We start from the raw sequence: 24,374 nt of genomic DNA, 5'->3' as shown, positions 1-24,374 counted from the left end.
GCTAGGCGCGTTCAGTCGGTGAATTCGTTGATGGCAAACGTTGATGGCGCTGAAGCAGGATCCGGATTCAGGCGATGTTGCTTCAACTGTTGAAGCAACTGTTGAAGCAACTCTTGCTGTGCGTCAGGCATTTGCCCAGGGCTGTAAGCCGCTGGAATGGATCTCGGCAGCAGGGCGCTCAGTGCCTCCCAGACGTAGGGGCTTCCGTACACCGCCAAGCCGAAAAGTCGGTTCAAGCCAATCAGCTGTTTGATGGCATCAGTCCAGGGCTCCTGAGCGCTGCGGTTGGCTTGAAACGGATTGCCTCGGACAAATAATTGCAGGAGCAGAGGCCCTTCCCCGATGCGATCGAGCGCCAGCGGGGCTGCTGGATCCGCTGGATTCGCCCACGGGGAAATGCCTAGGGGATGGCTGACGAGGGATTGGAAGCCGAGGGCTTTGGGAAGAAGGATGGCAGGTGCATTGGCAGGAAGCACCGGGCAGGGAAGAACACCATCCACCCGGATCAGGTTGATGACCTCGATGGGGTTGGCCTGGCTTGACTCCTTGGGCTGGGTTAACTCGTTGGCGAAGGCAGGGCTGGCGATCTCCAGCGACTGCTTGACGAGCTCCAAGCTGAGCGTTCTCTCCTCCGCTGTTTCAATCGTGTGCTCGTTGTCGCTCGAATCGAGCGGCAGCTGGATGGATTGCAAAGCCGTCTGGCGGCGATTGAGCGAGTCGTGAAGACGGGCCATGGGCACGCGACCGGAAAGCAGCGCATCGCAGAGAGCGTCGAGGGCGGCCACGGCATCGGCCGGCATCAAGATCAAGTCAGCACCTGCGGCGAATGCCAGCACTGCGGCTTCGCCTGCTCCGTAGCGAGCCGCGATGGCCTCCATCACCAAGGCATCGGTGACCACAAGGCCCTTGAAGCCAAGATCATCCCGTAACAGCCTGGTGAGCACGTTGGTGGAGAGGGTGGCCGGCCACTGTTCATCCAATGCCGGAATAAGAAGATGGGCGGTCATCACACTGCTGACTCCCGCCTGGATCAGGGTGCGAAACGGCTGAAGTTCAAGGCTCTCTAAGCGTTCGCGACTGTGTTGCAGCAGAGGAAGTTCCAGGTGGGAATCGCTGGCGGTGTCGCCATGCCCAGGGAAATGCTTGGCGCACCCCAAGACGCCTGTTGCCGCCAGTCCACGCTGAAAAGCTCCTGTTAACTCCCCCACGGTGTTTGGATCTTCACCCCATGCCCGCACGTTGATGACCGGGTTGTCGGGGTTGTTGTTGACATCGCAAACCGGTGCCAGGACCCAATTCAGCCCGCAGCGTTTTGCCTGATTGCCGCAGCAACGTCCGTAGTTTTCAGCCAGTTCTACGGCCTGTCTCGGAGCTCTGCGATGGAGCCGTCCGAGCGCCATCGGCGGCACGAGCCAGCTGGCTCCCTCAAACCGTTGGCCCACGCCTTCTTCAACGTCGGCGCACAACAGGATGGGTTGCCTAGCCCAGCGCTGAAAGGTGCGGCAGCGCTGTTGCAATTCTGTGGCTGTTCCACCGAGCAGGATCACGCCCCCGACCCCAGCGCCTAGGAGCTGCTCCAGCTCGTGATTGCTGAGCTCCCAGCGTGGGTATCGCCGTTGCCTGTCTGTGGCATGACCGCTGGCGCGCACCACCAACAATCGGGCGACGGCCTCTCGGAGCTCGCCCTGACCGAGCTCACCCGCATTCATGGACTCTCCGGGAGTTCGGTTCCTTCTGGAACATCTCCTCGTTCATCCCGCTCCCGTTCGAGTTCCCCAAGCAAATGGAGCACGCTGGTGCCTTTCTCAATTCCAAGATCGAGTTTGAACACGATCTCAGGGGCGCGGCGCATTTGCAGACGACGGCCAAGCTCCCCACGAAGGAATCCTCGAGCGGCCTCTAGTCCATCCATGACTTCGTCTTTTTGCGCCTGTTCGCCGAAGACACTCACGAAAATTCGACAATGTTGGAGGTCTCCGCTGACCTCCACCTCGGTGATGCTGACCATGCCTTGATGGACCCGTTCGTCACGGATCCCATTGATCAGCAGCTCGCTGGTTTCCTTGCGGATTAAGGCGGCAACCCGTTCAACTCGACGTCCCTGGGCCATCGTCAGCTCAGTGGTGCTGTTGAGGTCACCATGGCACGGAGCACCAGCCCAAGGGTGATGAAGCCACTGATCAAGGCCCCGATCAGAGCCACTGCCGTGACGGGATTGCTGCGCCGCTTCGCTAAAGGCTCTGCAACGGAGTTGAGGACTCCAAGGCTGAAGGCAATGAGGTAGCGCGGGTAACGCGTCACATTGACGAAAAACTCGCGCATGGTCCTGGCAGGAAAATCAATCTGATAGCTACTGTGCCGGCATAGGGCAAAGACGGTCATGTTGGAGCTGCATCAATTCCGTCACTCCGCCTTCTGCCTCAAGGTGCGGATGGCGTTGCACGCCAAAGGTTTGAGCTTTCGAGAAGTGGAAGTTACGCCTGGAATCGGTCAATTAGCCGTGTTCCGTTTGTCAGGGCAAAGGCAAGTTCCGGTGCTCGTGGATGGCGACACGGTGGTGGCAGATTCCAGCGCGATTTGTCGTTATTTGGAGGAGCTTCAGCCCGAACCGCCCTTCTTCCCGAAGGATCGCCGCGCTGTGGCCCAGGTTCATTTGATCGAAGATTGGGCCGATACAACCTTGGCTGGATCCGTCCGCGCGGCTCTGCTTCAGGCTGCTGTGGATGACCCAGATTTGCGTGCGGCCCTTTTGCCCGATGACGTACCGGGCCCGATTCGGCAGGTGATGACCGGCGTTCCCACGGGTTGGCTCAGTGGGATGAATGAGCTGTTTGGCCAGGAGGAGCGTTCCGCCATGCTCAACAACTTGATTGCGATTGCGGATGGACTCACGGCGGACAGCGTCTTGGTTGGCGAGTCCCTCAGCCTGGCTGATTTGGCCGTAGCGGCGCAGCTATCCCTGTTGCGCTTCCCCGCTTCATCAGGCCCCCAATTGGCTGGCCGTGGGGTCGCTGGTCTCAGTGATCATCCCCGCCTTCAGCCGTTGTTTGAGTGGCGCGATCGGCTGGATGCTCGCCTGCTTCAGCAGGATCCTGCAGCCGTGTGAGCGTGAGCTTGTAACGGCTTGGTCGTTGCACAAACGATTCGCTGGTTTCCCCTGGAGCTTGATAGGTCTGTTGCCATTGCTCCCCGCAGATTCGACTGATAATTTCAGCGCCTGGCTCGTTTGGGCATGGCCGATAGCGACTGAGGGTTTCAATTCTGCTGAGTCTTGGGGCCCTTGCCCCATGCATCACCTGGAGAACAAGCTCATCACTCAGAAAGGTTGCGGCGTTGATCGATGTTTGTTCCCTGCCGATCACCGTCGTTTCCAGCAGGCGATCGTCGCTGAGTCGAGCGAGCTGACGGTTCACTTGCTGAGGGGCTTGCTCCACGCTGATCAGTTGCTCGCCTAAGAGCGCCTGACCAATCGCTCTGGCATTAAACGGTCGATTCCCCACCACCTCGTTCTGCGGATTGAGCTGAAACTGGGCCAGATGCTGCAAGGGGGGCAATGTTTCGTCCACCGTGCCGTTCGCCAAAAGATCCAGGCTTTCCACCTCCCAAAGCCCTGCAAACCAATCCGGATACACCAGGTCCTGGTTGGCGCGTGGCCGCGGCAGAGGAGCAGGATCCGACCAGGCTGGCCAATCCTTGAGGCGTGCTTCGAGCTGCTGATGGTGTTCTGTGTTGTCCGCTAAGGCTGGTGTTGCTGGTCCAGCGAGAAGAAGCACGGCCATGATCAGTGCCAGCAGTGGCCGCGTCATGTCCGATCCCCTCATCCGTGCTTGTGATCACTATGTGGTGCTTGAGCCGGGCAAGCCAGAACGACTGCTCAGTTCCGATGACACCCTGACATGGCTGACGGATCAGCTGGACAATATGTCAGTGCTACCAAGTGATTTGCGTGCGTTTGGATCGTCATCTGCCGCCGCAGAAAGGCTCTTGGACACAGCCTGCGATCTCGAGCTGGCTCCAGGGTTCAATCTTCAGTGGTTTGCCGTGCGCCTGGAGCCTGGAACATGAGTTCATGGGGTTTGAGAATGCCAGGGACGGCCTCAAGGATTCGATCTGTCACAGCGTTGACCGTCTCGTCGCCCACCGTGATCCGCAGATCGGCCTCGGCGTAAAGAGGGGTACGAGCTTCCAGGAGCGCGTCTAAAGCCGCTTCAGGATTTTGATTTTGAAGCAGAGGCCTGGCTCCTGGATCTGCGAGGAGACGCGCCAGGAGTTGGTCCCGTTCAGGGGCAAGCCAGATCACGATCCCTTGATGCAGAACGCCCCAGTTTTCTGGCTGCGTGATCACACCACCACCGGTCGCAACCACGAGCGAATGGCGTTCGCCAATGGCTTGCAGGACCTGACTTTCGAGTGCTCGGAAGCCTGGCTCTCCCTCTGTCTCAAAGATTTGGGGGATCGGGCGGCCAGCCAGCGCTTCCACGACGCCGTCGGCGTCAACGAAGCCGTAGCCCAGGCGTTGGGCTAGGGGGCGCCCCGTGCTGCTTTTACCACTCCCCATCATTCCGATCAGGTAGAGGTTCCGGCCGCCCAAACGGGCTTTCAAAGGATGGGGTGTCGTCGTCGCGCCGTCAGCCATCGGTTCGGCAGGTGGGAGAACTCACTAGGATGATCGCTGGTCAGACCACGTCATGACTGATGCCATCACGACGGCACCGCACGGCCAAGGTCGTGGCTGTGTCATCACCCGCCGAGCCTGTTTTAGCTCCAGCCACCGTTATTGGTTGCCGGAATTAAGTGCTGACGACAACGCAGCCCGTTTTGGATCCTGTGCGATTGCCCCTGGCCATGGACACAATTACGAACTCATTGTGTCCATGGCCGGTGGCCTTGACGCCAATGGCATGGTGCTGAACCTCTCTGATGTGAAGCATGCGATTCGTTCGGAAGTCACCGAACAACTCGATTTTCGCTTCCTCAATGAGGCTTGGCCAGAATTCGATGTGACCAATCCGGAGGGTTGCCTGCCAACCACCGAAGCTTTGGTTCGGATCATCTGGTCTCGGTTGGCCAATCAGCTGCCGCTTGTGGCGCTGCGCCTTTATGAATCATCAGGCCTGTGGGCCGACTATCTCGGACAAACCATGGACGCCTATCTCACTATCCGCACTCATTTCGCTGCTGCGCACCGTCTGGCAAGACCAGAGTTGAGCCAAGAGGAGAACGAGCAGATTTACGGCAAATGTGCCCGTCCCCATGGCCACGGCCACAACTACTTGGTGGATGTCACGGTGCGCGGAAGCATTGACCCCCGCACGGGGATGGTCTGCGACCTAGCGGCGCTTCAACGTCTCGTCAGCGACCTCGTGGTGGAGCCTTTCGATCACACCTTCCTCAATAAGGACGTCGCCCATTTCGCCGATTGTGTTCCGACGGCTGAAAACATTGCCCTGCATATCGTTGATCGACTGAGCACCCCCGTTCGCGCTATTGGTGCTCAGTTGCACAAGGTGCGGCTTCAGGAAAGCCCCAACAACGCTGCAGAGGTGTACGCCGAAGCTCCTGCACTCAATGCGATGCCCGAAGCAATGCATTCTGCCGTTAACGGCTAGGGCTGTTTCAACTGAGGCTGTTTCCACGTGCAGCGACCATCGGTTCGTCTGGTGCTAGCCGTCAGTTTGGATGGGCGGCTTGCTCCTGCGTCTGGAGGGGCTGCTCAGCTCGGCGGTGCTGGCGATCGGCACGTCCTTGAACAGGCTTTGGCTTGGGCCGATGCGGTTCTGATCGGTGCAGGAACGCTGCGGGCCCATCGCTGCACCTGTTTGATTCATGAACCACAGCTTCTGGCGCAGCGCAAGCAAGAGGGCAGGCCGTTACAGCCAACGGCGCTGGTGGTGAGTCGCCGTCCAGACTTTGGTCTGGAGTGGCCTTTTTTTCAACAAGCGCTTGAGCGTCAGCTCTTGACCCCAGATCGGATCTCCGTGGATGGTTTCTCTGCCATTCATCGCTTGCAACCATCCTGGGAGACCACCCTGGTGGAGCTTGCGGCATTGGGCTTTCATCGCCTCGTTCTTCTTGGAGGAGCGGGCCTCTGTTCATCCCTTCTGGAAGCCGATCAAGTGGATGAGCTGCAGCTGACTCTGAGCCCATGCCTGCTGGGAGGTCGGTTCAGCTGGATTCCGTATGAAGGATGCACCATGCCATTGGCTTTATCGCAGCCCGATGCTTGGACGCTGTTATCGGCCGATCGACTGAGCGGAAATGAGCTGTTGGTTCGTTATGGACGCAGCCGCTGAAAAAGCTCGCTGAGCGGGACCTTCTCTAGGTCCGTTGCCTGGAGTCCCAGCAGCGACGCCAGGCAGCGTTTGATCACCACTTCGGCGTCATCTCCAATTCGCCCTGACAAGAGTTCGCTGATCACACCCAACTCTCTGCCAGCGCGACTGGTTTCACGGATCAGGCATTCACTGACGGGCTTGGCTAGCGCCTGACACGACTGCTCTCCCATGCGGCTGAATGGTTCAAGGTTGAGTTCAGCCTCTTTAAGGGCTTGTTTCGCGAGTTGCTGACATTGATCAGCCAGCTGGCTCTCTAGTTTTGGACGCATCATTTGCAGCAATGGCTGCAGTAGCCCTGCTTGGACGGCACTTCCGCTCAGCATCAAGCTGAGCGCCAAGAGCGTGAACACCACCTGCTGTTTTCCTGGCGTCGCACGGTTCACAGCAGGTTGGCAAAAACTGGCTTGCGTTCAGTGTGACTCCATTGGCTCTCACTGGTTAGGGTCTTCTTCTTCGCCGCTGTCTTCGCCGGTCATGGCATCCCTGAAGGCTTGTTGGCATCGCTCGATTCGGGAGATACCCGAACAGCAGTGGGAACAGCTGCTTGGTCCTGAGGTCATTCCCTTCTATCGCTGGAATTGGCTGGCGGCCCTTGAAGATTCTGGGAGCGTGGCGCCCGATCAGGGATGGCAGCCACTGCACCTATCCCTGTGGCGCGGAGAGGAGCATCTTTGTGCGGTCGCTCCGCTCTATCTCAAGGGTCACAGTTATGGGGAGTTTGTGTTTGATCAAGCGTTCGCTCGGCTCGCTGGCGACCTTGGTCTTCGTTATTACCCAAAGTTGATTGGGATGAGCCCCGTCAGCCCGGTACAGGGCTATCGCTTCCACATAGCTGCAGATGAAGATCCTGCGGCATTGACCCAACTCATGCTGGAGTTGATTGATACCTTTGCTCGTAATAATGGCATCCTCAGCTGTAATTTTCTCTACGTTGATCCGCTCTGGCGTCCTTTAGCAGAAGCTGCAGGTTGTGCTGCTTGGTTGAATCAGCAGAGTCTCTGGACATCAGATGGGCAGGCCAATTTTGACGACTATTTGGCAGGGTTTAATGCCAATCAGCGCCGTAATATCAAACGAGAGCGGAAGGCGGTTCGTGCAGCAGGCATCGAGATTACCCCCCTTTGTGGTGAGGATCTCGATCCTTCATTGATGCAATGCATGCATCAATTTTATGAACAGCACTGTGCTCGTTGGGGGATGTGGGGTAGCAAGTATCTCGAAGCATCGTTTTTCGATGCCTTGGCTACGAATGCATTGCGTGAGCGGATTGTTCTCTTTAGTGCGCATCGTGGCAACCCCCATGAGCCAGTGGCTATGTCACTTTGCGTGCATGACGATGCATCGCTCTGGGGGCGGTACTGGGGGAGCCATGAAGAGATTGATTGTTTGCATTTTGAGGTTTGCTATTACGCTCCGATTGAGTGGGCTTTGAAGCAGGGACTGAAGAGTTTTGATCCAGGAGCAGGGGGGAGCCACAAACGTCGGCGTGGGTTTGTGGCTCGACCTCATACCAGCCTCCATCGCTGGTATGAGCCCCAGATGGAAGGATTGATTCGTGGCTGGCTCGGCAAGGTCAATCCACTGATGCTCGAGGAGATTGAGGCGATCAATGCTGAGCTCCCTTTTCGAAAAGAGACGCCATCCCTTGCTCTGTAAGTTGAGAAGAGCCTTGCAGCCAGATTGAACCAGACCAACAGTGCCATAGACCTCAACGCCTGTGCTCAGCTGGATGATCAGTTGTCGCAGCGATTTATAGCCTTAGATCCGTTGGGTTATTTCTTGATTCGCGTGGATGTTGCTGCCGCTGAATTGGTTGTTGAGCACTACGGCAACACGATTGATGAGCAAGGCCTTGCGCGGGATCCAGATTCCGGGGAAGTGATTGCTTGCCGGAAGGGTGGTCCTAGAACGCCCACGGCCGTGTTGCGTGGGCGTACGGCAAAAGAATTGGGGATTGCCTTGTGCGAAGGGGACGGAAACCATCCCCTAAGCCGTTTGGATCATGCGATGTATTTGGGTCGGGAACTTCAGAAGGCAGAACAGTGTTTGCGCGAAGGAAGTCCTTACGTTCAGGATTAATCCCTCAAACAGGCTGAAGCTCGCGAGAGTTGCTGGGTTCTTCTGGTGGCAATGATTCCAGCTGCTCACGGATTTCCTGTTGCACAATTGCTCTGTACTCCATGAAATGTTCGTTGTGTGCAAGGACAACGATGAACTGCTCAAGCATGGCTGGATTCTGGCGAGCCATTCCAAACAGATAGCGCCAAAAGCGCCCGCGAGTATCGCGTTTTAGGCCTTGACGCCAGATCACGATCGATAGTGCTTTGATATCAGTCCAGGTAGGCAACTTGCTGGTTCCTTTCCAGCGTGGCGCTCCCATTTTTAAGTAGTAGGAATAAACCCGATCCATGTAGGCATTGGGTTCGTAAAGCGTGCAAAATGCTTCGACATATTCGTTGGCAATGTCACGAATGGGTCGGGTTGGTTTAAAATTAAGCAAATTCGTTTGGTTAACACCCTTGGCAGCCGATTCGTCTTGAATCAAGCGACCTTCTTTTTCAAGACGATGCCATAGGGCTGTGTTGGGAAGGGCTTGCAGCATTCCCATCATGGCTGCAGGAATTCCTGTACGGGTTACGAAATCAACGATACGTAAGCCAGCACCATCTTTTTCTCCGTCGAAACCAATGATGAATCCAGCCATCACCCGAATGCCATTGGCCGTAATGCGGTCAACAGCGGCATCAAGTGGATTGCGAGTGTTTTGAACTTTTCTCGCGGTTTCTAGGCTGGCTTCATCGGGGGTTTCAATGCCAAGGAACACGCTTTCAAAACGAGCTTCGTGCATCATTCGCATCATTTCGTCGTCATCGGCTAGATCGACGGATGCCTCAGTTGCAAAACTGAATGGGTAGCCACGGTCTTCTTGCCAGGCTTTGATTTGCGGCAGCAAAAGCTTCGCGTTGCGCTTGTTGCCGATGAAATTGTCATCGACCAGGAAGATCGAACGCCTCCATCCAAGGTCATAAAGCGATTGCAATTCAGCAACCAACTGCTCAGGTGTTTTGGTGCGTGGTTTGCGTCCGTAGAGAACGATGATGTCGCAAAATTCGCAATTGAATGGACAGCCCCGCGAGAACTGGACGCTCATGGAGTCATAGGCCTCGAGCTGCAGCAGGTCAAAGCGGGGGATTGGGGTGGAGGTCACATCAGGCTTTTCTCCTTCTGCGCTGAACCGACCGCTGCGATCCCCCCTCTGGATGGCTTCGATAAACAGGGGCAGGGTGATTTCCCCCTCATCCAAGATTTTGAAATCGGCGTCCGCAATTTCTGGCGCATCAGGGGTGGAGCTGGCGTAGGGGCCTCCAACCGCTACTGGAATCCCACGACTCCTTGCTTCGTTGATCTGTTGTTGCATGTCGTCCTTCTGGACGATCATTCCTGAGATCACCACCAGCTCGGCCCAATCCCATTCGGCAGAGGTCACTTCGCGCACGTTGCGATCCACCAACTTCATCTCCCATTCCTGGGGAAGGAGGGCTGCAACCGTGACGAGGCCTAAAGGCGGTAGCAACACCTTTCTGTTGACCAGTTCCAGAATTTTTTCGTAACTCCAGAACGTCTTGGGAAATTGGGGATAGACGAAAAGGGTGCGCATGGTGGTATCGGGAGAGCTAAGCGTTCTGGGAAGCCGGCCAACCCTCAATGCAGACCGGATATTAATCCGTAGATTTCGATGCGTACAAGCTTAAGCGTGTTTGCAAGCATCTCGGCAAGGTTTCTGATCTAATGGTTACTGCAATCTGTGTCTGTTATGGGCGTCGCCATCTATTTGGGTCTTGTGGCTGCCGGTTTGGTCGCAGCTTTTGTTCTCAGCACGATTCTGCGCGGCATCAAGCTGATTTGATTTCGTTCATCGGCATTCCACCGCGACGCCAGATCTCACCTAAGGAGAGAATCAGGCCAATTCCTCCTGCAATCGCGAATGTTGTTTGCAGTCCAAGACTGATTGTGAGTTGAGCTGCGATCAGGCCACTTAACCCTCCACCACCCAGAAAAGCGATTTGGCTTAATCCGGCCATCCGTCCTCTGAGCACCTGCTTTGAGCCAACCTGGGTGATCAAATTGGCGCTACTGAGAAGTCCAGCGGTTCCAGCGCCAATCAGCCAAACCATCAACAGCACGATGGGAACAAATTTGCTGCTGGCCATTCCAAGTTGAGCGATCGCTGTAATCAAGCCGAAACAACCGAGCGTGAGGCCGGGACGGCTGCTGAATTTGTGGCTGTTGCGTTGCAAGACAATCCCACCGGTGATGCTTCCTGCGGCCAGCACACTTGTGAATAAACCGAGGTCTTGAGGGCTTGGACCGAGGGTGTCGGCGGCAATCAGGGGTGCCAGGCCTGGGTGAAAGAACCCCACGATGCAGATCAAGCCTGTGAACTTGAGCACGTGCCGTAAAACGGGTCCGCATTCTTTCCAGGCAGCCTTCAAAGTGGTGGAGCTTGTCGTGCTGCTGAGTTGTTCAATCGATCGGTTTGGCTTCAGCAGCCAGATCACGCTGGCAATGGGTAATAAATAGGTGAGGGCATCGAGGCTGAGGGCTGTGGCTGGTCCCGTCAAAGCCACAAGCCACCCCCCGATCGGAGGTCCGACTAATTTCCCAACATTGAAAACCACCGAAAAACTGGTGAGGTACGGCGCCAATGTGCGTGGGTCATCCACCAGCAAGGCGCAGTATTTGTTGCGGGCAGTGAGTTCGTAGGCACTGGCAATCCCCATGAGCAGGGTGCTGGCGAGCAGCACAGCAACCTGGGCTGTTCCCTCCAAAAGAGGAATCGATAGGGCCCCAAGGAGCCCTGCTCCGAGGAGCGCCCACTGCGCCTGAATGAGCACCTGCTCGCAGCCGATTCGATCGGTGCGAACACCCGCGGCTCCACTCACGATCAGGGTCGGGAGTGAGAGAGCTGCAAAATGCAGGGCGAGCAACATGGCGTTGTCGGTGCCGCTCATCAAGATCCAACCTTTGGCGGTGAGACCTGCGAAAGAACCAGCTGTGCTTAACCCTGAGGCAATGAGAAAAATGGTGCGTTGCCGTTCATGCCAGCTGGGGCTTCTGTTCACGTCGCACCGCGAGCTGCGGCGACCATGTGAGCAGCACCGACCACTCGGCCTGTGAGGTCATAGATGTCTGCGCCTGTGATCTGAACCGGCACCATGGTTCCGGGATGGACTTGCAGTCCGTTATCCCCTGGCTGCACCAGCACTTCTCCGTCCACTTCCGGCGCGAATCGGGAACATCGGCCAATCATTTCCCCGGTGGAGGGATTGTGTTGCTCCACTAAAACATCCACGGTTTTGCCAATCCAAGAGGCATTGCGAGCAGCGGAAATGGGCTGTTGCAAGGTCATCAACTTGTCCTTGCGCGCGATGGCAATCTCCTCAGGGACTGAATTTGGGAGGGTTGCAGCCGCCGTGCCGTCTTCTGGCGAGAAGGTGAAGATGCCAACGTGATCAAAGCGTTGACGTTCTAAAAATCCGGCCAAATGTTCGAATTGTTCCTCTGTTTCGCCGGGAAATCCCACAATCAATGTGGTGCGAAGAATGGCCTCAGGCAGTTGTTCACGAATCTGATCCAGCAATCGTTCATTGACATCGGCTTGCCAAGGGCGATTCATCGCTCTCAACACCTCAGGATGGCTGTGCTGAAGCGGTAAATCCAGATAGGGCAGCACATTGGGAACATCGCGATAGGCCGCAAGAACCTCAGGCGTGAGGCCCGTGGGATAGGCGTAGTGCACGCGAATCCAGGGGATCTCCACGTCGCCGAGTGCCTTGAGAAGGTCGGCAAGGCGGGGTTTGCCGTAGAGGTCCAATCCGTAATTGGTGGTGATCTGACTGATCAGGATCAATTCTTGAACCCCTTGTGCTGCCAGCTGATGGGCTTCAGCCACGATTGATTCGATCGTTCTTGAGCGTTGATTTCCGCGCAGATGGGGAATGATGCAAAACGCGCAGCGGTAGTCGCAGCCCTCAGCAACTTTCAAGTAGGCAACGGCTTCACCAGTGGTGCGGTAACGAGGCAGGTTTTCGTCGGCCACAAACGTTGGCGTCTCACTGACGCGGTTCACCCGCTCACCGGCTTCTACCTGCTGCAGCACCTCCACAATGTGCTGATAGTCACCGGTGCCCACGATCGCTTTTGCCTCTGGTATCGACTCCAGAAGCTCGTCCTGAAAATGCTGGGCCAAGCATCCGGCAATGATCAGCTTCTTGCCTTGCTCTGCAAGTCCCACAAGGGTCCGTACGGATTCTTCGCGGGCGTCTTGAATGAAGCTGCAGGTATTCACCACCACCAGGTTGGCGTCGTTTTCATCGCTGCTCACCCCATAGCCGGCCTCAGCGAGAAGTCCGAGCATGTGCTCTGTATCCACGCGATTTTTCTCGCAGCCCAGATGGGCGAAGGCCACGGTGGGCCGTTCCGAAAGGCTGTTGCCTGTTTTGGCGTCCCCGGCCATGGCATGACCCTGCAATCCCTCACTTTAGGAGCGGATGAACGGATGACACCCATGCTTCAACGCTGAATTGCTCACGCTTTGCTGCCAAAATTAGGTGTAATTGATCGCCTTTGATGGCAACTCAGCGTCTCACCAGCCGACGCCGGCAGGACCAAGGTTCGAAATGGGTCCGAATTGTGATGGCCGTTTTGGCCACGGTCGGCGTGATCGATACGGGTTCGATCACCCTGAAGTTTTGGGGAGTGCTGGGGGATCTCACCTGCCCGATGGGCGCGGGTGGTTGCGACAAGGTCCTGAATAGTCCCTGGGGCACGTTGTTTCAGGGAGATGGGTTCAGCATTCCCCTCTCTTTTGCAGGCTTGATCGGGTATCTCGCAGTCCTGGTCATGGCGGTTGTGCCTTTGCTCCCAGGTTTGTCGGAGAACAAAGCTGACTTGTCTCGTCGCACCTGGTGGGGCTTGTTCACGGTCTCCCTTGTGATGGCTGTGTTCAGCCTGGTGCTCGTGGGTCTGATGGTGATCAAGATCCAGGCCTTCTGTTTTTTCTGCGTTCTTTCGGCTCTGCTCTCCCTCTGCTTGTTGGTGTTGTCATTGGTTGGAGGTGGATGGGACGACCCCTCCCAACTGTTGTTTCGAGGTTTCCTTCTCGCTCTTGCCGTGTTGCTTGGTGGCCTGATTTGGGCTTCCGTGCTGGATCCTGCCCGTCCGGATGCCGCCGCAACAGGCCCTGGTGCAGCTCCAGCGGTTGTTTCGGAGAGCAACCCAGCCAAAATCTCTCTTGCAGAACACCTCACGGCCTCTGGAGCAGTCATGTACAGCGCCTATTGGTGCCCCCATTGCCACGAACAGAAGGAGATGTTTGGGAAGGAAGCTGCAAAAACCCTCAAAGTTGTTGAATGTGCCCCAACAGGTCAAAACAACGAAGCCAAGCTTTGCCAGAGCAAGGGCATTGAGGGATTCCCAACCTGGGAGATCAACGGAGAGCTGGACTCTGGTGTGAAAAAGCTTCCAGATCTCGCTCGTCTGTCTGGATATCAGGGCCCCAAAGACTTCTAAACACAAGAACCAACCCCTAAGAGGTCACTGCTCTCGTTCCGATGGCTTGGCCTTTTATTTGGCGGCTATGCCGGCACCATTGAGGTAAGGGGGCTGGGGTGTCATTACGGAAGTGTCCGCCCCTGCTTTCCTTTCGGAACAAGCAAGCCTCCAACAGCAAAGAACTCGCTTGCTGGCGATGAAGCAGATCCAACATCAGGTTCAGCTCTGCCCGCCTGCTTTCATCGAGAAGGGTGCTCCGCTCAGGATGTTGTTGCTGCATCAACTTGAGGGGAGTCATCGCTTCCAAGATTGGCGTTGCTTTCTGCAGCGTTGTCAACACGTCCCTCATGCCATGAGCTGATCGGTCAACGCCGGCCACACGCCAGCACTCTGATCTCAGCCACTGGATGGATTGGCTTAGCTCTTGTTCGCTGAACGCTTGATGATCCTGAACGTTGTCTGATGGTGTTTCCTTGCGTCGTTCCTCGGTGGTGGCTTTTGAGAGTGGATCGCTAAGGTCGATGTCACGCAATTGCCTTGCGAAGACAAGGCATTCCATTAAAGAGTTGCTGGCGAGGCGATTGGCTCCATGCAGACCAGTGCAGGCCACTTCGCCAACGGCATAAAGGCCTTGAAGGCTGGTTGTCGCTTTCAAATCGGTGGCGACACCTCCCATCCAATAGTGGGCTGCTGGAGCCACTGGAATGGGCTGTTGTTCTGGGTTGATTCCAAAGTTGTGGCAGCGTTCAAGGATGTTGGGGAACCGCCGTTGCAACGTTTCAGCGTCGATGGGGGTGAGGTCCAGGCCCATATGAGCGACGCCCTGGGCCTGCATGCGACGAACCAGAGCGCGACTGACCTGATCTCTTGGGGCTAAGTCTTTTCCAGGTAGTTCTTGGACGGGGCTTTGTCCCAGGGCGTCGACAAGGAGAGCCCCCTCTCCGCGGACGGCCTCAGAGATCAAGAAGCAGGGTGCATGTTCAAGCTTGAGGGCTGTGGGATGGAACTGAATGAATTCCAGATCTTCGATGGCCGCTCCCGCTTGCCAGGCCAGCGCAACACCTTCGCCGCAGGCCTGTGCTGGGTTGGTCGTATTGGTGTAAAGGTGCCCGCCACCGCCGGTGGCTAAGACCACAGCACGGGCAGGAATCCAGTGAAGCCTGGGGCCTTCGAGTACCTGGACGCCACAGCAGCGATTGTCTTGCACCCACAGCTGGGTGACCCGTACTCCTCGGCGATGCTGCAAGCCAGGACGAGCATCCACGCGTTCTCGCAAGACATCGACCAAGGCTTTGCCCGTACGGTCCTGCACATGCAGAACCCTTCGATGACTGTGGGCCGCCTCCAGGGTGGTCGCGAGGGATCCATCCGGGTTGCGATCAAACTCCATGCCGAGCTCTTGAAGTCTGAGCACGCTTTGCGGGGCCTCATCAACCAACAGGCGCACTGCATCGCCATCACATAGCCCAGCTCCTGCTCTCACGGTGTCTTCGCCGTGGCTTCCAGCGTTGTCGTTGGAACGGGTGACGGCCGCGATTCCTCCTTGAGCCCAGCGACTCGACGATCGCCTACTCGTGTTTCGATTGAGGAGCAGGACCCGAAGCCCCGCTGGAAGCTCCAAACATGTCATCAGTCCGGCAGCACCGGCGCCAATCACGATCACATCCCAGGGCCCAGGCGCAATCTGATCGATAGAGGTTGAGTGGCTGCTCATGGGAGCAAAAACCGCCAGTGCACCTGGCGGTTCAAGCTTGGATCAGCGTTAACGGTACTGACCGTCGTTGATGCGATCGAAGCCCTCGTTGAGAGCAATCGATGGAGCTGTGACCACAAAATTGTCGCGGTATTTCTCGAACAATTCTTTTTGACGTTCTGAAAGGTCGAGCTCTAAAACGTCATCGACGTTTTCGTAGGGACCTCCGAGAACAATTTTTCCCGCGAAGGTGGGGTACATCCCAGGAAATTGCTGAAAGCGGCGCACAGAAGAATTGTTTAGATCAACCTTGTCGCCACGTTCGGCGAGTTTGTCGTCTGCGACATTTCTGATCTCAGCGGCAGAAACACTGGGGGGAACGAGAAGGCCTATCAGTAGGCCAGCGATCACAACCAAGCCCGTCAGCCAGGACAACAGGCGCTTCATCTGAACTCTCCGTCGGGATTCGGAATATAACTTCCGGCAGCGCCGGTACGGAAACCATACAAGTGCAGAACCCTTTTACTGCCTCAGGGCAGTCAGGCGTTCGCAGTTCGTTTCAGATCAGACCGCTCAGGCTTGGGACTGAGAGGGAGAGCAAAAGAAACAAAGCATCGATAAATAAAGTGGTGGAAAGGACAGCAGCGGCCACTCTCCAAGCCTCTTGTTGCTCTGAAGGCCTGGCTGATTGCTTCCAAAACTGTTTTGACAACCAGAGGATCAGCCCTGCGGCTGCAAACAGGACCAAGAGAGAAACAGGCTGCAAAACCAGCTTTGCTGCTTCGCTAAGTAGATAGGGGGCTTCGCTCGATGTGGCTTGAACAACCTCTGGCCAAAACGACATGACCCCAGTCAGTGCCATGGTGATATCGGTGAAGGCGGTGCCCAGGAGTGAGGCTAAATAAAAGGAACAGCTCAGTTTCCAACGACTCTTCAGCCCGCCAATGGCGAGCGGTAGAGCAATGGCCTCTATGGGTAAATGCCACACCGGATGCATGCGCAGCCATCCCCAGAACAGGGTGCCAGCCAGCCAACTGCCGCTGAACCCCACCAGCAGGGTTCCCGCTCGCTTCCAAGCAGGATTGCCAACCTGCACGGCCACGATCCCCGTTGTCAGTAGGACTGCGGTGAAGAGGCAGGAGCTAAAGGGATGAAAGCGAACCCAGGGTGCCTGGAGGAAGACTGGCAGAACAACCAACGCCGATGCCCAAATGGACAACGAGCGAGGAAACGAAACCGATGGAACCTGGGAAATAACCAGGGTCTTCTTCTCCGTTGTTGGCGTCTGAATCAGACCACTCAGCAAAAGGGCTCTCCCGGATAAGGCAGTGAAAGAATTCGAAGATTAGAAGATTTGAACCCATCTTCGGGATCTAGGTCCGAAGGCCGGTTGCTCATACATAGTCGTATTGCCTTCATCGAAAAGAGCGCTTTGACGACAGATCCAGGACTGCTTGAAGCTTGCTGGCGTGATTTTGTGCTTGGTGTCGTCCAGGGGCTAACGGAATTTTTGCCGATTAGCAGTACGGCCCACCTCAAGGTGGTCCCTGTTCTTGCCGGATGGGGTGACCCTGGCGTTTCGGTGACTGCTGTGATTCAGCTGGGCAGCATCGTGGCTGTCATTGCCTACTTCCGAGAGGATTTGGCCGGAGTGCTGAAAGGCATCAGTGGAGCGTTTCGCCGCGGTCAATGGCGTGAGCCTGAGGCGCGGCTTGGGATTGCGATGGCGATCGGCACCGTGCCCATTTTGATTGCAGGCTTGTGCATCAAGTTGTTTTGGCCTGGCTACGCAAGTTCTCCATTGCGAAGTGTCCCGGCCATTGCCGTGGTGTCGATTGTGATGGCGCTTCTCTTGGGTCTCGCTGAACGGCTGGGGCCACGCCTGAAGCAGCTCACTCAGGTGGAAGGACGCGATGGATTGGTGGTGGGCTTAGCCCAGGTTCTGGCGCTGATCCCTGGCGTTTCTCGTTCGGGAAGCACGCTCACGGCATCCCTTTTTGATGGATGGAAGCGCGCAGATGCAGCGCGCTTCTCCTTTCTGTTAGGGATTCCTGCCATCACGATTGCAGGATTGGTGGAACTGAAAGACGCCTTCTCAGAGCCCAGCGCGGGGGGGGTATTGCCTGTTTTCGTGGGGATCTGCTCTGCGGCAGTGGTGTCCTGGCTTGCCATCGACTGGCTCATTAAGTATCTCCAGAGCCACAGCACCTGGGTTTTTGTGGTGTACCGGTTGCTGTTTGGTGTGCTTCTTCTGGTCTGGTGGTCTGGTTCGGCATCAAACTGAACGAAGTTGACCGTGCCCCCCCGTGTGGAATGAACCTTCTGCCGGTGTTGCTGTTGCGGCTCTTGATCCGGATCGTGCCTCTCGCCAGCCCTCACCGGCTGTGGTGGCATCGGTCGAGCCGGGATCGATCGGAGAGGACCTTGGCTTTGAGCCGGGCGATCAGCTGTTGAGCATCAATGGTGTTCGCCCTCGCGATCTGATCGATTACCGCTATTTGATTGTTGAAGAAGAGTTGCATTTAGAGATTCGCGATGCAGCAGGGGCGCTCCATCAGGTGGATCTGGAAAAGGATGAGGACGACGGCCTAGGGCTGGCATTTACAGAAGCCTTGTTCGATGGATTGCGTCAGTGCAGCAACGCCTGTGCCTTTTGCTTCATCGATCAGCAGCCACCTGGCCATCGCAGCAGCCTTTATCTCAAGGACGACGACTATCGCTTGAGTTTTCTCTATGGCTCATACCTCACCCTGACGAATCTCAGTGATTCCGATTGGCAAAGGATTGAACAACAGCGTCTGTCGCCGTTATTCGTTTCTGTCCATGCCACGGACCCTGACCTGCGCTCGAGCCTTTTGCAGAATCCACGCGCCGGTCAGCTGATGCAGCAACTGACTTGGTTCTCCGAACGCGATTTGCAGATCCACGCGCAAGTGGTGGTGTGCCCCGATCAAAACGATGGAGAGGCTCTGCTGCGCACCATTCAGGACTTGGCACAATTTGCCAGCGGTGACTGGCCTGCAGTGCTCTCTGTCGCCGTTGTTCCGGTTGGCCTGACTCGGTTCCGGCCGGCATCTGATGGCTTACGTGCGGTCACTCCAGTGGATGCCAGGAAGGTGATTGCCGCGGTGGAACCTCTTCAGAAGGAGTTTCAGCTCAAATTTGAGAGCAATTTTGCTTGGCTTTCAGACGAGTGGTACTTGATTGCGGGGTTGTCGTTGCCCTCACGCGCGAGCTACGAAGACTTTCCGCAGCAGGAAAATGGGGTTGGCAGTATCCGGGCGTTTCTCGCTTCGCTGGATGAGGCCACCAACAATCTTCCCCAGTCTGTTGAGACACCAGTGAGAAGCAGCTGGGTGGTGGGACGCTTGGTTGCCAATGCCCTGGAGCCTGTCTTGCAGAGGCTCAATGCGGTGGAGGGAGTTCAGCTCAGCTTGCATGGCCTCCCAAGCCCCTACTGGGGGCAAGATCAGGTTGTTACTGGTTTGCTAACTGGACAAGACCTCCTTGATGGCCTGTTGGATCAGGACCTTGGTGATCAGCTTTTGCTGCCTTCCGTCATGCTCCGCCAAGGCGATCCGGTGTTCTTGGACGACATGACCTTGGATCAATTACGAGCGACCTTGCCGGTTCCGATCCGAATCGTGCATGGAGCAGCTGAGATCGTGGCCTACACACTCGGCTCACTAGAAAAAAGCATATAAAATCCAGAAAATAATGGTTTTGTTGTGTTCCGGATAGCTGCTCATATCGTCTTCGTTGCAGGTTGTTTGCCTGCCTTGGCTGCATCCACTGCCCTCGCTCAGGTTGCGGAAGATGAATTCGCAACAGCTGAATCCTCATTGATGGATCAGTCGACGCTTCCAAATGCCATCGACCTCAAAGGATCACGTCCCAAGGCAGATCCATCGGTCATGGCGCCCGCTGCGACAACGCTTCCTGAGGACTTGGATGCGCTGAAATCACCTGACAGTCTTGCTCTACCCGATCTTCCTTCCCAGGTCACGATTCGCGAATTACGCCCACTAACTCTCGCGGAGGTTGAGCGACTTGTTGAAGTCAATAATCCCAGTTTGAAGGCTGCTGCAAGTCAGGTTGAACAGGCCAAATCCGCAGTGCTCGCTGCAATTTCAGCGTGGTATCCCACTGTAAACCTCACAGCAAATGGACTGCCTCAATATCTGGAGGGTGAGCAATATCGAAATCCAGATTTTATTGGTGCAAATTCTGTTATCCCCGAAACCGGGGATCCGATACGACAACCCAACACCTACACAAGTCGCTGGTCAGCCAGTTTTTCTGCCCAGGTGCAGTGGAACTTGATCGATCCTGTGAGGGTTCCACAAATTTCAGCTGCACGAGACAATTTTGAGAAGGCCAGTGACGCCTATCTGATTGCGTTGAGAGAGCTGAGGCTGCAATCCTCAACAAGTTATTTCCAGCTCCAGCGTCAGGATGAACAAGTACGAATTGGCCAGGAGTCAGTGCGTGCTTCGCTTTTGAGCTTGCGCGATGCTCGTGCGCGTTATCAGGCTGGAGTCGCAACTAAATTAGAAGTCTTAGAAGCTCAAACACAATTGTCTAGAGACCGCCAGGTCCTTACAGACGGTCTTGGGGGGCAGGCCCGAGCTCGTAGATCCTTGGCGGCTCTTCTCGATCTTCCACAAGATGTCACCCCTACCGCGGCGAATCCCTCTCGAGTAATCGGGATTTGGCAACCATCCCTTCAAGAAAGCATTATCGCGGCCTATGCGTTTCGGGAAGAACTGGATCAATTCATCCTCGATATCTCAATTAATAACAGCAACGCTAATGCTGCTTTAGCTGCTGTTCAACCGGTATTGAGCATTTTTAATAATTTCAATACGAGCAAGAATCAAGGCCAAGCCAACCGAACTGGCTCCATCGATATGGCTGATTACAACTGGAATTACAGCAACGCAGTCGGACTCAATGCAACATGGGCCATTTTTGATGGTGGGCGTGCCCGTGCCCAATACCGCCGAAATAAGCAGCGTGCAGAAGAGAGCAAATTTAACTTTGCGTCTGAGCGCGATCGCATTCGTTCTGAAGTAGAAGATAGTTTTTATAACCTTCGTGAATCTTCCCAAAACATTCATACCACTTCCACTGAGGTACTCTCATCGGCTGAGTCGCTGCGACTAGCGCGCCTCCGCTTTCAAGCTGGTGTAACTACTCAAAGAGAAGTTGTGGATACTCAGCGTGATCTCACAAATGCCGAGGTCCGATACGCCAACGCGATCACGGACTACAACATCAGTATTGCTCAACTGCGCCGTCGTACTGGGCTTGATCAAGTTCTTGCTTGCCCAGCTCTGAATTTGCCGGCTACGAAGCCAAATCAGGTCGATCTTGATATTCCGATTGAGTCGCAACCCAATCGTCCTCCTTGTGAAGCGCCTGTTCCTATCGTTCAGGGTTAAACGGGGTGTCTAACCCGCTTACATCTCAGCAACTTGATCGAGTGCATCGGTTGATCGATCAAGTTGCTGAACGTCAGCGCAATGATTTTGGACACATCGTGTCCGACATCAAACCTGATGGAAGTTTGATCACCGCCTGTGATCGCTGGAGCGATGCTGCCTTTGTTCAGGGATTAGAAGAGATTGCTCCTGGTGAGGGGGTGCTCAGCGAAGAGGGAAGCCAGGAGTGTCCGTCGTCCAGGGCTTACTGGGTGGTTGATCCATTGGATGGAACCACCAATTTTGCGGCTGGGATTCCCTACTGGGCTATCTCGATCGCACGCTTTGTGGATGGTGAGCCATCGGAGGCGTTTCTCGACATTCCTTCCTTGCGTCAGAGGATCGTGGCGATTCGAGGGAAGGGGGCTTGGCGGAATAACAAACGTTTGACTCCTGAGAGCAGGGTTGCGGCTGGTAGTGCTTGCGTCTCGCTTTGCAGTCGATCCATTCGCGTTCTTCAGAAAAGACCTGACCAGTCCTTCCCTGGAAAAATTCGTCTCTTGGGTGTTGCAAGCCTCAATTTGGTGAGTGTGGCGATGGGGCAAACCGCCGGTGCGCTCGAGGCCACTCCCAAAATTTGGGATCTAGCAGCAGCTTGGCTCGTGCTGACCGAACTGGGCTGCCCACTGATTTGGCTAGGCCCTCAGCCAGCTCATTTGCAACCAGGATGCGATCTCTCGGAGATGGGCTTCCCTGTCGTCGCGGCTGGCTCTCAGAAGCAGCTGGAGCGCTTGGCGCCTTGGGGACAGTCTCTGCTGAAAGGGTGAGCTTTGTTCCTTTTGGCTCAAGTCTTGCAGAAAGGGCAGTGAATGGGTTATGGTTTTGGACTGCGCAGGGGAGCACTGCTCCGAAGCGCAGCCGAGGGACGCGAAGAGCGAAAGCTTGAAGTGTTCAGCGGGTGCTTACGAGATTGAGGGAGCGATCCCACGATGTTGTAGGTTTCACAAGCGGTCGCGAGACCGCAGGCGGCACGTCTCTGAAAGGGGACGCAAAGCCAGAACCTGGACAATTTAAAAGTTTAGGAACTGACGCTTTTATCGCGTTTAGTTTGAACTGAAGGCCGCAAGGTTTTTAGTCTGGCTAAATGATAGTGCGATAAAGGTGTGAGGTCCCGTCAACAAAATTTTAGTTGCAGAGAAGCATTGTGCTTACAACTTGAAAGTTTTCACGAACTTTTGAGTTGTCGGTGTGCGCAATGTGGAGCAACGACCGGATCTGAGATCCCGGAAAGTCAAACGAGGAAGAAATTCTAAATTTGCACTCTTGTGAATCCTTCTGTCAGAGGAAGGGGGCGACAACTGCAACCAGTACGCCAGTGCTGGGATGTGGGTGAAGCAAGTCAATCTGAGGTGAAAGCCAAAAGGGATTGATCTACAACGGAGAGTTTGATCCTGGCTCAGGATGAACGCTGGCGGCGTGCTTAACACATGCAAGTCGAACGAACCTTCGGGTTAGTGGCGGACGGGTGAGTAACGCGTGGGAATCTGCCCTCAGGAGGGGGATAACGGTTGGAAACGGCCGCTAATACCCCATATGCCGAGAGGTGAAATGAATTTCGCCTGAGGATGAGCCCGCGTCTGATTAGCTAGTTGGTGAGGTAAGAGCTCACCAAGGCATCGATCAGTAGCTGGTCTGAGAGGATGATCAGCCACACTGGGACTGAGACACGGCCCAGACTCCTACGGGAGGCAGCAGTGGGGAATTTTCCGCAATGGGCGAAAGCCTGACGGAGCAACGCCGCGTGAGGGATGAAGGCCTCTGGGCTGTAAACCTCTTTTATCAAGGAAGAAGATCTGACGGTACTTGATGAATAAGCCACGGCTAATTCCGTGCCAGCAGCCGCGGTAATACGGGAGTGGCAAGCGTTATCCGGAATTATTGGGCGTAAAGCGTCCGCAGGCGGCCCTTCAAGTCTGCTGTTAAAAAGTGGAGCTTAACTCCATCATGGCAGTGGAAACTGTTGGGCTTGAGTGTGGTAGGGGCAGAGGGAATTCCCGGTGTAGCGGTGAAATGCGTAGATATCGGGAAGAACACCAGTGGCGAAGGCGCTCTGCTGGGCCATCACTGACGCTCATGGACGAAAGCCAGGGGAGCGAAAGGGATTAGATACCCCTGTAGTCCTGGCCGTAAACGATGAACACTAGGTGTCGGGGGAATCGACCCCTCCGGTGTCGTAGCCAACGCGTTAAGTGTTCCGCCTGGGGAGTACGCACGCAAGTGTGAAACTCAAAGGAATTGACGGGGGCCCGCACAAGCGGTGGAGTATGTGGTTTAATTCGATGCAACGCGAAGAACCTTACCAGGGTTTGACATCCTGCGAATCTCTTGGAAACTTGAGAGTGCCTTCGGGAGCGCAGTGACAGGTGGTGCATGGCTGTCGTCAGCTCGTGTCGTGAGATGTTGGGTTAAGTCCCGCAACGAGCGCAACCCACGTCTTTAGTTGCCAGCATTTAGTTGGGCACTCTAGAGAGACCGCCGGTGATAAACCGGAGGAAGGCGTGGATGACGTCAAGTCATCATGCCCCTTACATCCTGGGCTACACACGTACTACAATGCTACGGACAAAGGGCAGCAAGTTCGCGAGGACAAGCAAATCCCATAAACCGTGGCTCAGTTCAGATCGTAGGCTGCAACTCGCCTACGTGAAGCAGGAATCGCTAGTAATCGCAGGTCAGCATACTGCGGTGAATACGTTCCCGGGCCTTGTACACACCGCCCGTCACACCATGGAAGTTGGCCACGCCCGAAGCCGTTACTCCAACCCTTGTGGAGGAGGACGTCGAAGGTGGGGCTGATGACTGGGGTGAAGTCGTAACAAGGTAGCCGTACCGGAAGGTGCGGCTGGATCACCTCCTAACAGGGAGACAAACAACGATTTTGATGTCTGAGTTATTTATTCTTAGGCCAAAATCCTGTCACCTTAGGTCGATCGGTACCTCAACTTTGAAGCTAAGAGAGTTCCAGCAATGGTTGTCTGCTTAGTGGAGATTTTTAGTTCCTAAACTTTGTCTAGTTCACAACCCATTAGGGATGAGACTCCTGGGCCATTAGCTCAGGTGGTTAGAGCGCACCCCTGATAAGGGTGAGGTCCCTGGTTCAAGTCCAGGATGGCCCATTCGGTGTAGGGGGTTTAGCTCAGTTGGTAGAGCGCCTGCTTTGCAAGCAGGATGTCAGGAGTTCGAGTCTCCTAACCTCCACTGACTACCAAAATCCCCATCTCCAAAACCTGGAGTATGAACTCGTATGGATTGTGATTTAGATTTGTCCGCTAGATGACCCTAGCTTCTTGTCATTTTAAGGCATGGAAA

General features: G+C 55.5%; 24 protein-coding genes, 2 tRNA genes and 1 rRNA gene. 15 read left to right on the top strand and 12 right to left on the bottom strand.

The window, feature by feature from the left end; all coding sequences use genetic code 11:
* Window positions 1-11: 11 nt before the first annotated feature.
* From SynROS8604_RS13845 to SynROS8604_RS13835, 3 genes are read right to left on the bottom strand one after another with little or no spacing between them, the layout of a single operon-like run.
* Complete coding sequence (locus tag SynROS8604_RS13845; protein WP_186544420.1) at window positions 12-1,709, bottom strand: glycoside hydrolase family 3 N-terminal domain-containing protein; 1,698 nt, start codon at window positions 1,707-1,709, stop codon at window positions 12-14.
* A complete protein-coding gene (gene rbfA, locus SynROS8604_RS13840; protein ID WP_186544419.1) occupies window positions 1,706-2,110 on the bottom strand; it encodes a 30S ribosome-binding factor RbfA in 405 nt (134 codons plus the stop codon). The genes SynROS8604_RS13845 and rbfA overlap by 4 nt, the downstream gene beginning before the upstream one ends.
* Window positions 2,111-2,112: 2 nt before the next feature.
* Window positions 2,113-2,322 (bottom strand): DUF751 family protein, encoded by a 210-nt coding sequence (locus tag SynROS8604_RS13835; RefSeq protein WP_115070977.1) that lies wholly within the window; start codon window positions 2,320-2,322, stop codon window positions 2,113-2,115.
* 58 nt (window positions 2,323-2,380) lie between these two features.
* Between SynROS8604_RS13835 and SynROS8604_RS13830 the strand changes: the two genes are divergently transcribed.
* Window positions 2,381-3,106 carry a glutathione S-transferase family protein gene (locus tag SynROS8604_RS13830; RefSeq protein WP_186544418.1) on the top strand — a complete coding sequence of 242 codons (726 nt, stop codon included), beginning with the start codon at window positions 2,381-2,383 and terminating at the stop codon, window positions 3,104-3,106.
* On the opposite strand, the gene SynROS8604_RS13825 is transcribed toward SynROS8604_RS13830, so the two are convergent.
* Entirely contained in the window at window positions 3,018-3,806 is a 789-nt protein-coding gene (locus SynROS8604_RS13825; RefSeq protein ID WP_370586519.1) for a DUF6816 family protein, read from the bottom strand. The two genes, SynROS8604_RS13830 and SynROS8604_RS13825, sit on opposite strands and share 89 nt — an antisense overlap.
* On the opposite strand from SynROS8604_RS13825, the gene SynROS8604_RS13820 reads away from it, so the two are divergent.
* Window positions 3,805-4,065 (top strand): chlororespiratory reduction protein 7, encoded by a 261-nt coding sequence (locus SynROS8604_RS13820; protein ID WP_006854559.1) that lies wholly within the window; start codon window positions 3,805-3,807, stop codon window positions 4,063-4,065. The genes SynROS8604_RS13825 and SynROS8604_RS13820 overlap by 2 nt on opposite strands.
* On the opposite strand, the gene SynROS8604_RS13815 is transcribed toward SynROS8604_RS13820, so the two are convergent.
* Window positions 4,022-4,636 carry a shikimate kinase gene (locus SynROS8604_RS13815; RefSeq protein WP_186544417.1) on the bottom strand — a complete coding sequence of 205 codons (615 nt, stop codon included), beginning with the start codon at window positions 4,634-4,636 and terminating at the stop codon, window positions 4,022-4,024. The two genes, SynROS8604_RS13820 and SynROS8604_RS13815, sit on opposite strands and share 44 nt — an antisense overlap.
* Before the next feature lie 52 nt (window positions 4,637-4,688).
* On the opposite strand from SynROS8604_RS13815, the gene SynROS8604_RS13810 reads away from it, so the two are divergent.
* Together SynROS8604_RS13810 and SynROS8604_RS13805 are read left to right on the top strand one after the other, a co-directional pair.
* Window positions 4,689-5,609: a 6-carboxytetrahydropterin synthase gene (locus tag SynROS8604_RS13810; protein WP_006854557.1), complete on the top strand. Its 921-nt coding sequence runs from the start codon at window positions 4,689-4,691 to the stop codon at window positions 5,607-5,609.
* A 27-nt stretch (window positions 5,610-5,636) separates the two neighbouring features.
* Window positions 5,637-6,293 (top strand): dihydrofolate reductase family protein, encoded by a 657-nt coding sequence (locus SynROS8604_RS13805; RefSeq protein ID WP_186544416.1) that lies wholly within the window; start codon window positions 5,637-5,639, stop codon window positions 6,291-6,293.
* Here the strand turns inward: SynROS8604_RS13805 and SynROS8604_RS13800 are convergent.
* A complete protein-coding gene (locus SynROS8604_RS13800; protein WP_186544415.1) occupies window positions 6,275-6,718 on the bottom strand; it encodes a hypothetical protein in 444 nt (147 codons plus the stop codon). The two genes, SynROS8604_RS13805 and SynROS8604_RS13800, sit on opposite strands and share 19 nt — an antisense overlap.
* Before the next feature lie 91 nt (window positions 6,719-6,809).
* Here SynROS8604_RS13800 and SynROS8604_RS13795 point away from each other — a divergent pair, with 91 nt between their 5' ends.
* On the top strand, window positions 6,810-7,991 hold the full coding sequence (locus SynROS8604_RS13795) for a GNAT family N-acetyltransferase (protein WP_186544414.1): 1,182 nt from the start codon (window positions 6,810-6,812) through the stop codon (window positions 7,989-7,991).
* 24 nt (window positions 7,992-8,015) lie between these two features.
* On the top strand, window positions 8,016-8,414 hold the full coding sequence (locus SynROS8604_RS13790) for a DUF4346 domain-containing protein (RefSeq protein WP_186544413.1): 399 nt from the start codon (window positions 8,016-8,018) through the stop codon (window positions 8,412-8,414).
* A 4-nt stretch (window positions 8,415-8,418) separates the two neighbouring features.
* Here SynROS8604_RS13790 and SynROS8604_RS13785 read toward each other — a convergent pair whose 3' ends face one another.
* Window positions 8,419-9,993, bottom strand: coding sequence for a B12-binding domain-containing radical SAM protein (locus SynROS8604_RS13785; RefSeq protein ID WP_006854552.1), 1,575 nt, complete (start codon window positions 9,991-9,993; stop codon window positions 8,419-8,421).
* A gap of 156 nt (window positions 9,994-10,149) precedes the next feature.
* Here SynROS8604_RS13785 and SynROS8604_RS13780 point away from each other — a divergent pair, with 156 nt between their 5' ends.
* Window positions 10,150-10,242, top strand: coding sequence for a hypothetical protein (locus SynROS8604_RS13780; protein WP_006854551.1), 93 nt, complete (start codon window positions 10,150-10,152; stop codon window positions 10,240-10,242).
* On the opposite strand, the gene SynROS8604_RS13775 is transcribed toward SynROS8604_RS13780, so the two are convergent.
* Window positions 10,229-11,458 carry an MFS transporter gene (locus SynROS8604_RS13775; protein WP_186544412.1) on the bottom strand — a complete coding sequence of 410 codons (1,230 nt, stop codon included), beginning with the start codon at window positions 11,456-11,458 and terminating at the stop codon, window positions 10,229-10,231. The genes SynROS8604_RS13780 and SynROS8604_RS13775 overlap by 14 nt on opposite strands.
* Complete coding sequence (rimO, locus tag SynROS8604_RS13770) at window positions 11,455-12,852, bottom strand: 30S ribosomal protein S12 methylthiotransferase RimO (protein ID WP_186544411.1); 1,398 nt, start codon at window positions 12,850-12,852, stop codon at window positions 11,455-11,457. The genes SynROS8604_RS13775 and rimO overlap by 4 nt, the downstream gene beginning before the upstream one ends.
* 113 nt (window positions 12,853-12,965) lie before the next feature.
* Here rimO and SynROS8604_RS13765 point away from each other — a divergent pair, with 113 nt between their 5' ends.
* The gene (locus SynROS8604_RS13765) at window positions 12,966-13,907 is read left to right on the top strand and encodes a vitamin K epoxide reductase family protein (protein ID WP_186544410.1); all 942 of its coding nucleotides are present in this window, start codon (window positions 12,966-12,968) and stop codon (window positions 13,905-13,907) included.
* 16 nt (window positions 13,908-13,923) lie between these two features.
* Here the strand turns inward: SynROS8604_RS13765 and nadB are convergent, their stop codons facing one another.
* The 3 genes from nadB to SynROS8604_RS13750 form a co-directional block, all read right to left on the bottom strand.
* Entirely contained in the window at window positions 13,924-15,603 is a 1,680-nt protein-coding gene (nadB, locus tag SynROS8604_RS13760) for an L-aspartate oxidase (protein ID WP_186544409.1), read from the bottom strand.
* Window positions 15,604-15,651: 48 nt separating this feature from the next.
* A complete protein-coding gene (gene psbU / locus SynROS8604_RS13755) occupies window positions 15,652-16,029 on the bottom strand; it encodes a photosystem II complex extrinsic protein PsbU (protein WP_186544408.1) in 378 nt (125 codons plus the stop codon).
* 112 nt (window positions 16,030-16,141) lie between these two features.
* Window positions 16,142-16,888, bottom strand: coding sequence for a DUF3120 domain-containing protein (locus tag SynROS8604_RS13750; protein ID WP_370586518.1), 747 nt, complete (start codon window positions 16,886-16,888; stop codon window positions 16,142-16,144).
* A 126-nt stretch (window positions 16,889-17,014) separates the two neighbouring features.
* On the opposite strand from SynROS8604_RS13750, the gene SynROS8604_RS13745 reads away from it, so the two are divergent.
* From SynROS8604_RS13745 to SynROS8604_RS13715, 7 genes are all read left to right on the top strand, one after another.
* Window positions 17,015-17,866: an undecaprenyl-diphosphate phosphatase gene (locus tag SynROS8604_RS13745; protein WP_186544407.1), complete on the top strand. Its 852-nt coding sequence runs from the start codon at window positions 17,015-17,017 to the stop codon at window positions 17,864-17,866.
* A 22-nt stretch (window positions 17,867-17,888) separates the two neighbouring features.
* Window positions 17,889-19,286, top strand: a complete 1,398-nt coding sequence (locus SynROS8604_RS13740; RefSeq protein WP_186544406.1) for a TIGR03279 family radical SAM protein — start codon at window positions 17,889-17,891, stop codon at window positions 19,284-19,286.
* Window positions 19,287-19,427: 141 nt separating this feature from the next.
* Window positions 19,428-21,026 (top strand): TolC family protein, encoded by a 1,599-nt coding sequence (locus tag SynROS8604_RS13735; protein ID WP_186545996.1) that lies wholly within the window; start codon window positions 19,428-19,430, stop codon window positions 21,024-21,026.
* A 5-nt stretch (window positions 21,027-21,031) separates the two neighbouring features.
* Window positions 21,032-21,832 carry an inositol monophosphatase family protein gene (locus SynROS8604_RS13730; protein WP_186544405.1) on the top strand — a complete coding sequence of 267 codons (801 nt, stop codon included), beginning with the start codon at window positions 21,032-21,034 and terminating at the stop codon, window positions 21,830-21,832.
* A gap of 606 nt (window positions 21,833-22,438) precedes the next feature.
* Window positions 22,439-23,923: ribosomal RNA gene (locus tag SynROS8604_RS13725) — 16S ribosomal RNA — on the top strand.
* 184 nt (window positions 23,924-24,107) lie between these two features.
* A tRNA-Ile gene (locus tag SynROS8604_RS13720) sits at window positions 24,108-24,181 on the top strand.
* Between the two features lie 9 nt (window positions 24,182-24,190).
* Window positions 24,191-24,263 (top strand) — tRNA-Ala (locus tag SynROS8604_RS13715).
* Window positions 24,264-24,374 lie beyond the last annotated feature (111 nt).

This window comes from Synechococcus sp. ROS8604, from assembly GCF_014279655.1.
Lineage (GTDB): Bacteria > Cyanobacteriota > Cyanobacteriia > PCC-6307 > Cyanobiaceae > Synechococcus_C.
This window is presented reverse-complemented; position numbering and strand designations above follow the sequence as displayed.

What these genes read in the sequence shown, in the direction of transcription:
- rbfA (WP_186544419.1), bottom strand. Translation starts at nt 2,110, where the DNA reads ATGGCCCAGGGACGTCGAGTTGAACGGGTTGCCGCCTTAATCCGCAAG.
- SynROS8604_RS13825 (WP_370586519.1), bottom strand. Translation starts at nt 3,806, where the DNA reads ATGACGCGGCCACTGCTGGCACTGATCATGGCCGTGCTTCTTCTCGCT.
- SynROS8604_RS13795 (WP_186544414.1), top strand. Translation starts at nt 6,810, where the DNA reads ATGGCATCCCTGAAGGCTTGTTGGCATCGCTCGATTCGGGAGATACCC.
- SynROS8604_RS13735 (WP_186545996.1), top strand. Translation starts at nt 19,428, where the DNA reads ATGGATCAGTCGACGCTTCCAAATGCCATCGACCTCAAAGGATCACGT.
- psbU (WP_186544408.1), bottom strand. Translation starts at nt 16,029, where the DNA reads ATGAAGCGCCTGTTGTCCTGGCTGACGGGCTTGGTTGTGATCGCTGGC.
- rimO (WP_186544411.1), bottom strand. Translation starts at nt 12,852, where the DNA reads ATGGCCGGGGACGCCAAAACAGGCAACAGCCTTTCGGAACGGCCCACC.
- SynROS8604_RS13765 (WP_186544410.1), top strand. Translation starts at nt 12,966, where the DNA reads ATGGCAACTCAGCGTCTCACCAGCCGACGCCGGCAGGACCAAGGTTCG.
- SynROS8604_RS13810 (WP_006854557.1), top strand. Translation starts at nt 4,689, where the DNA reads ATGACTGATGCCATCACGACGGCACCGCACGGCCAAGGTCGTGGCTGT.
- SynROS8604_RS13785 (WP_006854552.1), bottom strand. Translation starts at nt 9,993, where the DNA reads ATGCGCACCCTTTTCGTCTATCCCCAATTTCCCAAGACGTTCTGGAGT.
- nadB (WP_186544409.1), bottom strand. Translation starts at nt 15,603, where the DNA reads ATGAGCAGCCACTCAACCTCTATCGATCAGATTGCGCCTGGGCCCTGG.
- SynROS8604_RS13820 (WP_006854559.1), top strand. Translation starts at nt 3,805, where the DNA reads ATGTCCGATCCCCTCATCCGTGCTTGTGATCACTATGTGGTGCTTGAG.
- SynROS8604_RS13845 (WP_186544420.1), bottom strand. Translation starts at nt 1,709, where the DNA reads ATGAATGCGGGTGAGCTCGGTCAGGGCGAGCTCCGAGAGGCCGTCGCC.
- SynROS8604_RS13835 (WP_115070977.1), bottom strand. Translation starts at nt 2,322, where the DNA reads ATGCGCGAGTTTTTCGTCAATGTGACGCGTTACCCGCGCTACCTCATT.
- SynROS8604_RS13815 (WP_186544417.1), bottom strand. Translation starts at nt 4,636, where the DNA reads ATGGCTGACGGCGCGACGACGACACCCCATCCTTTGAAAGCCCGTTTG.
- SynROS8604_RS13780 (WP_006854551.1), top strand. Translation starts at nt 10,150, where the DNA reads ATGGGCGTCGCCATCTATTTGGGTCTTGTGGCTGCCGGTTTGGTCGCA.
- SynROS8604_RS13830 (WP_186544418.1), top strand. Translation starts at nt 2,381, where the DNA reads ATGTTGGAGCTGCATCAATTCCGTCACTCCGCCTTCTGCCTCAAGGTG.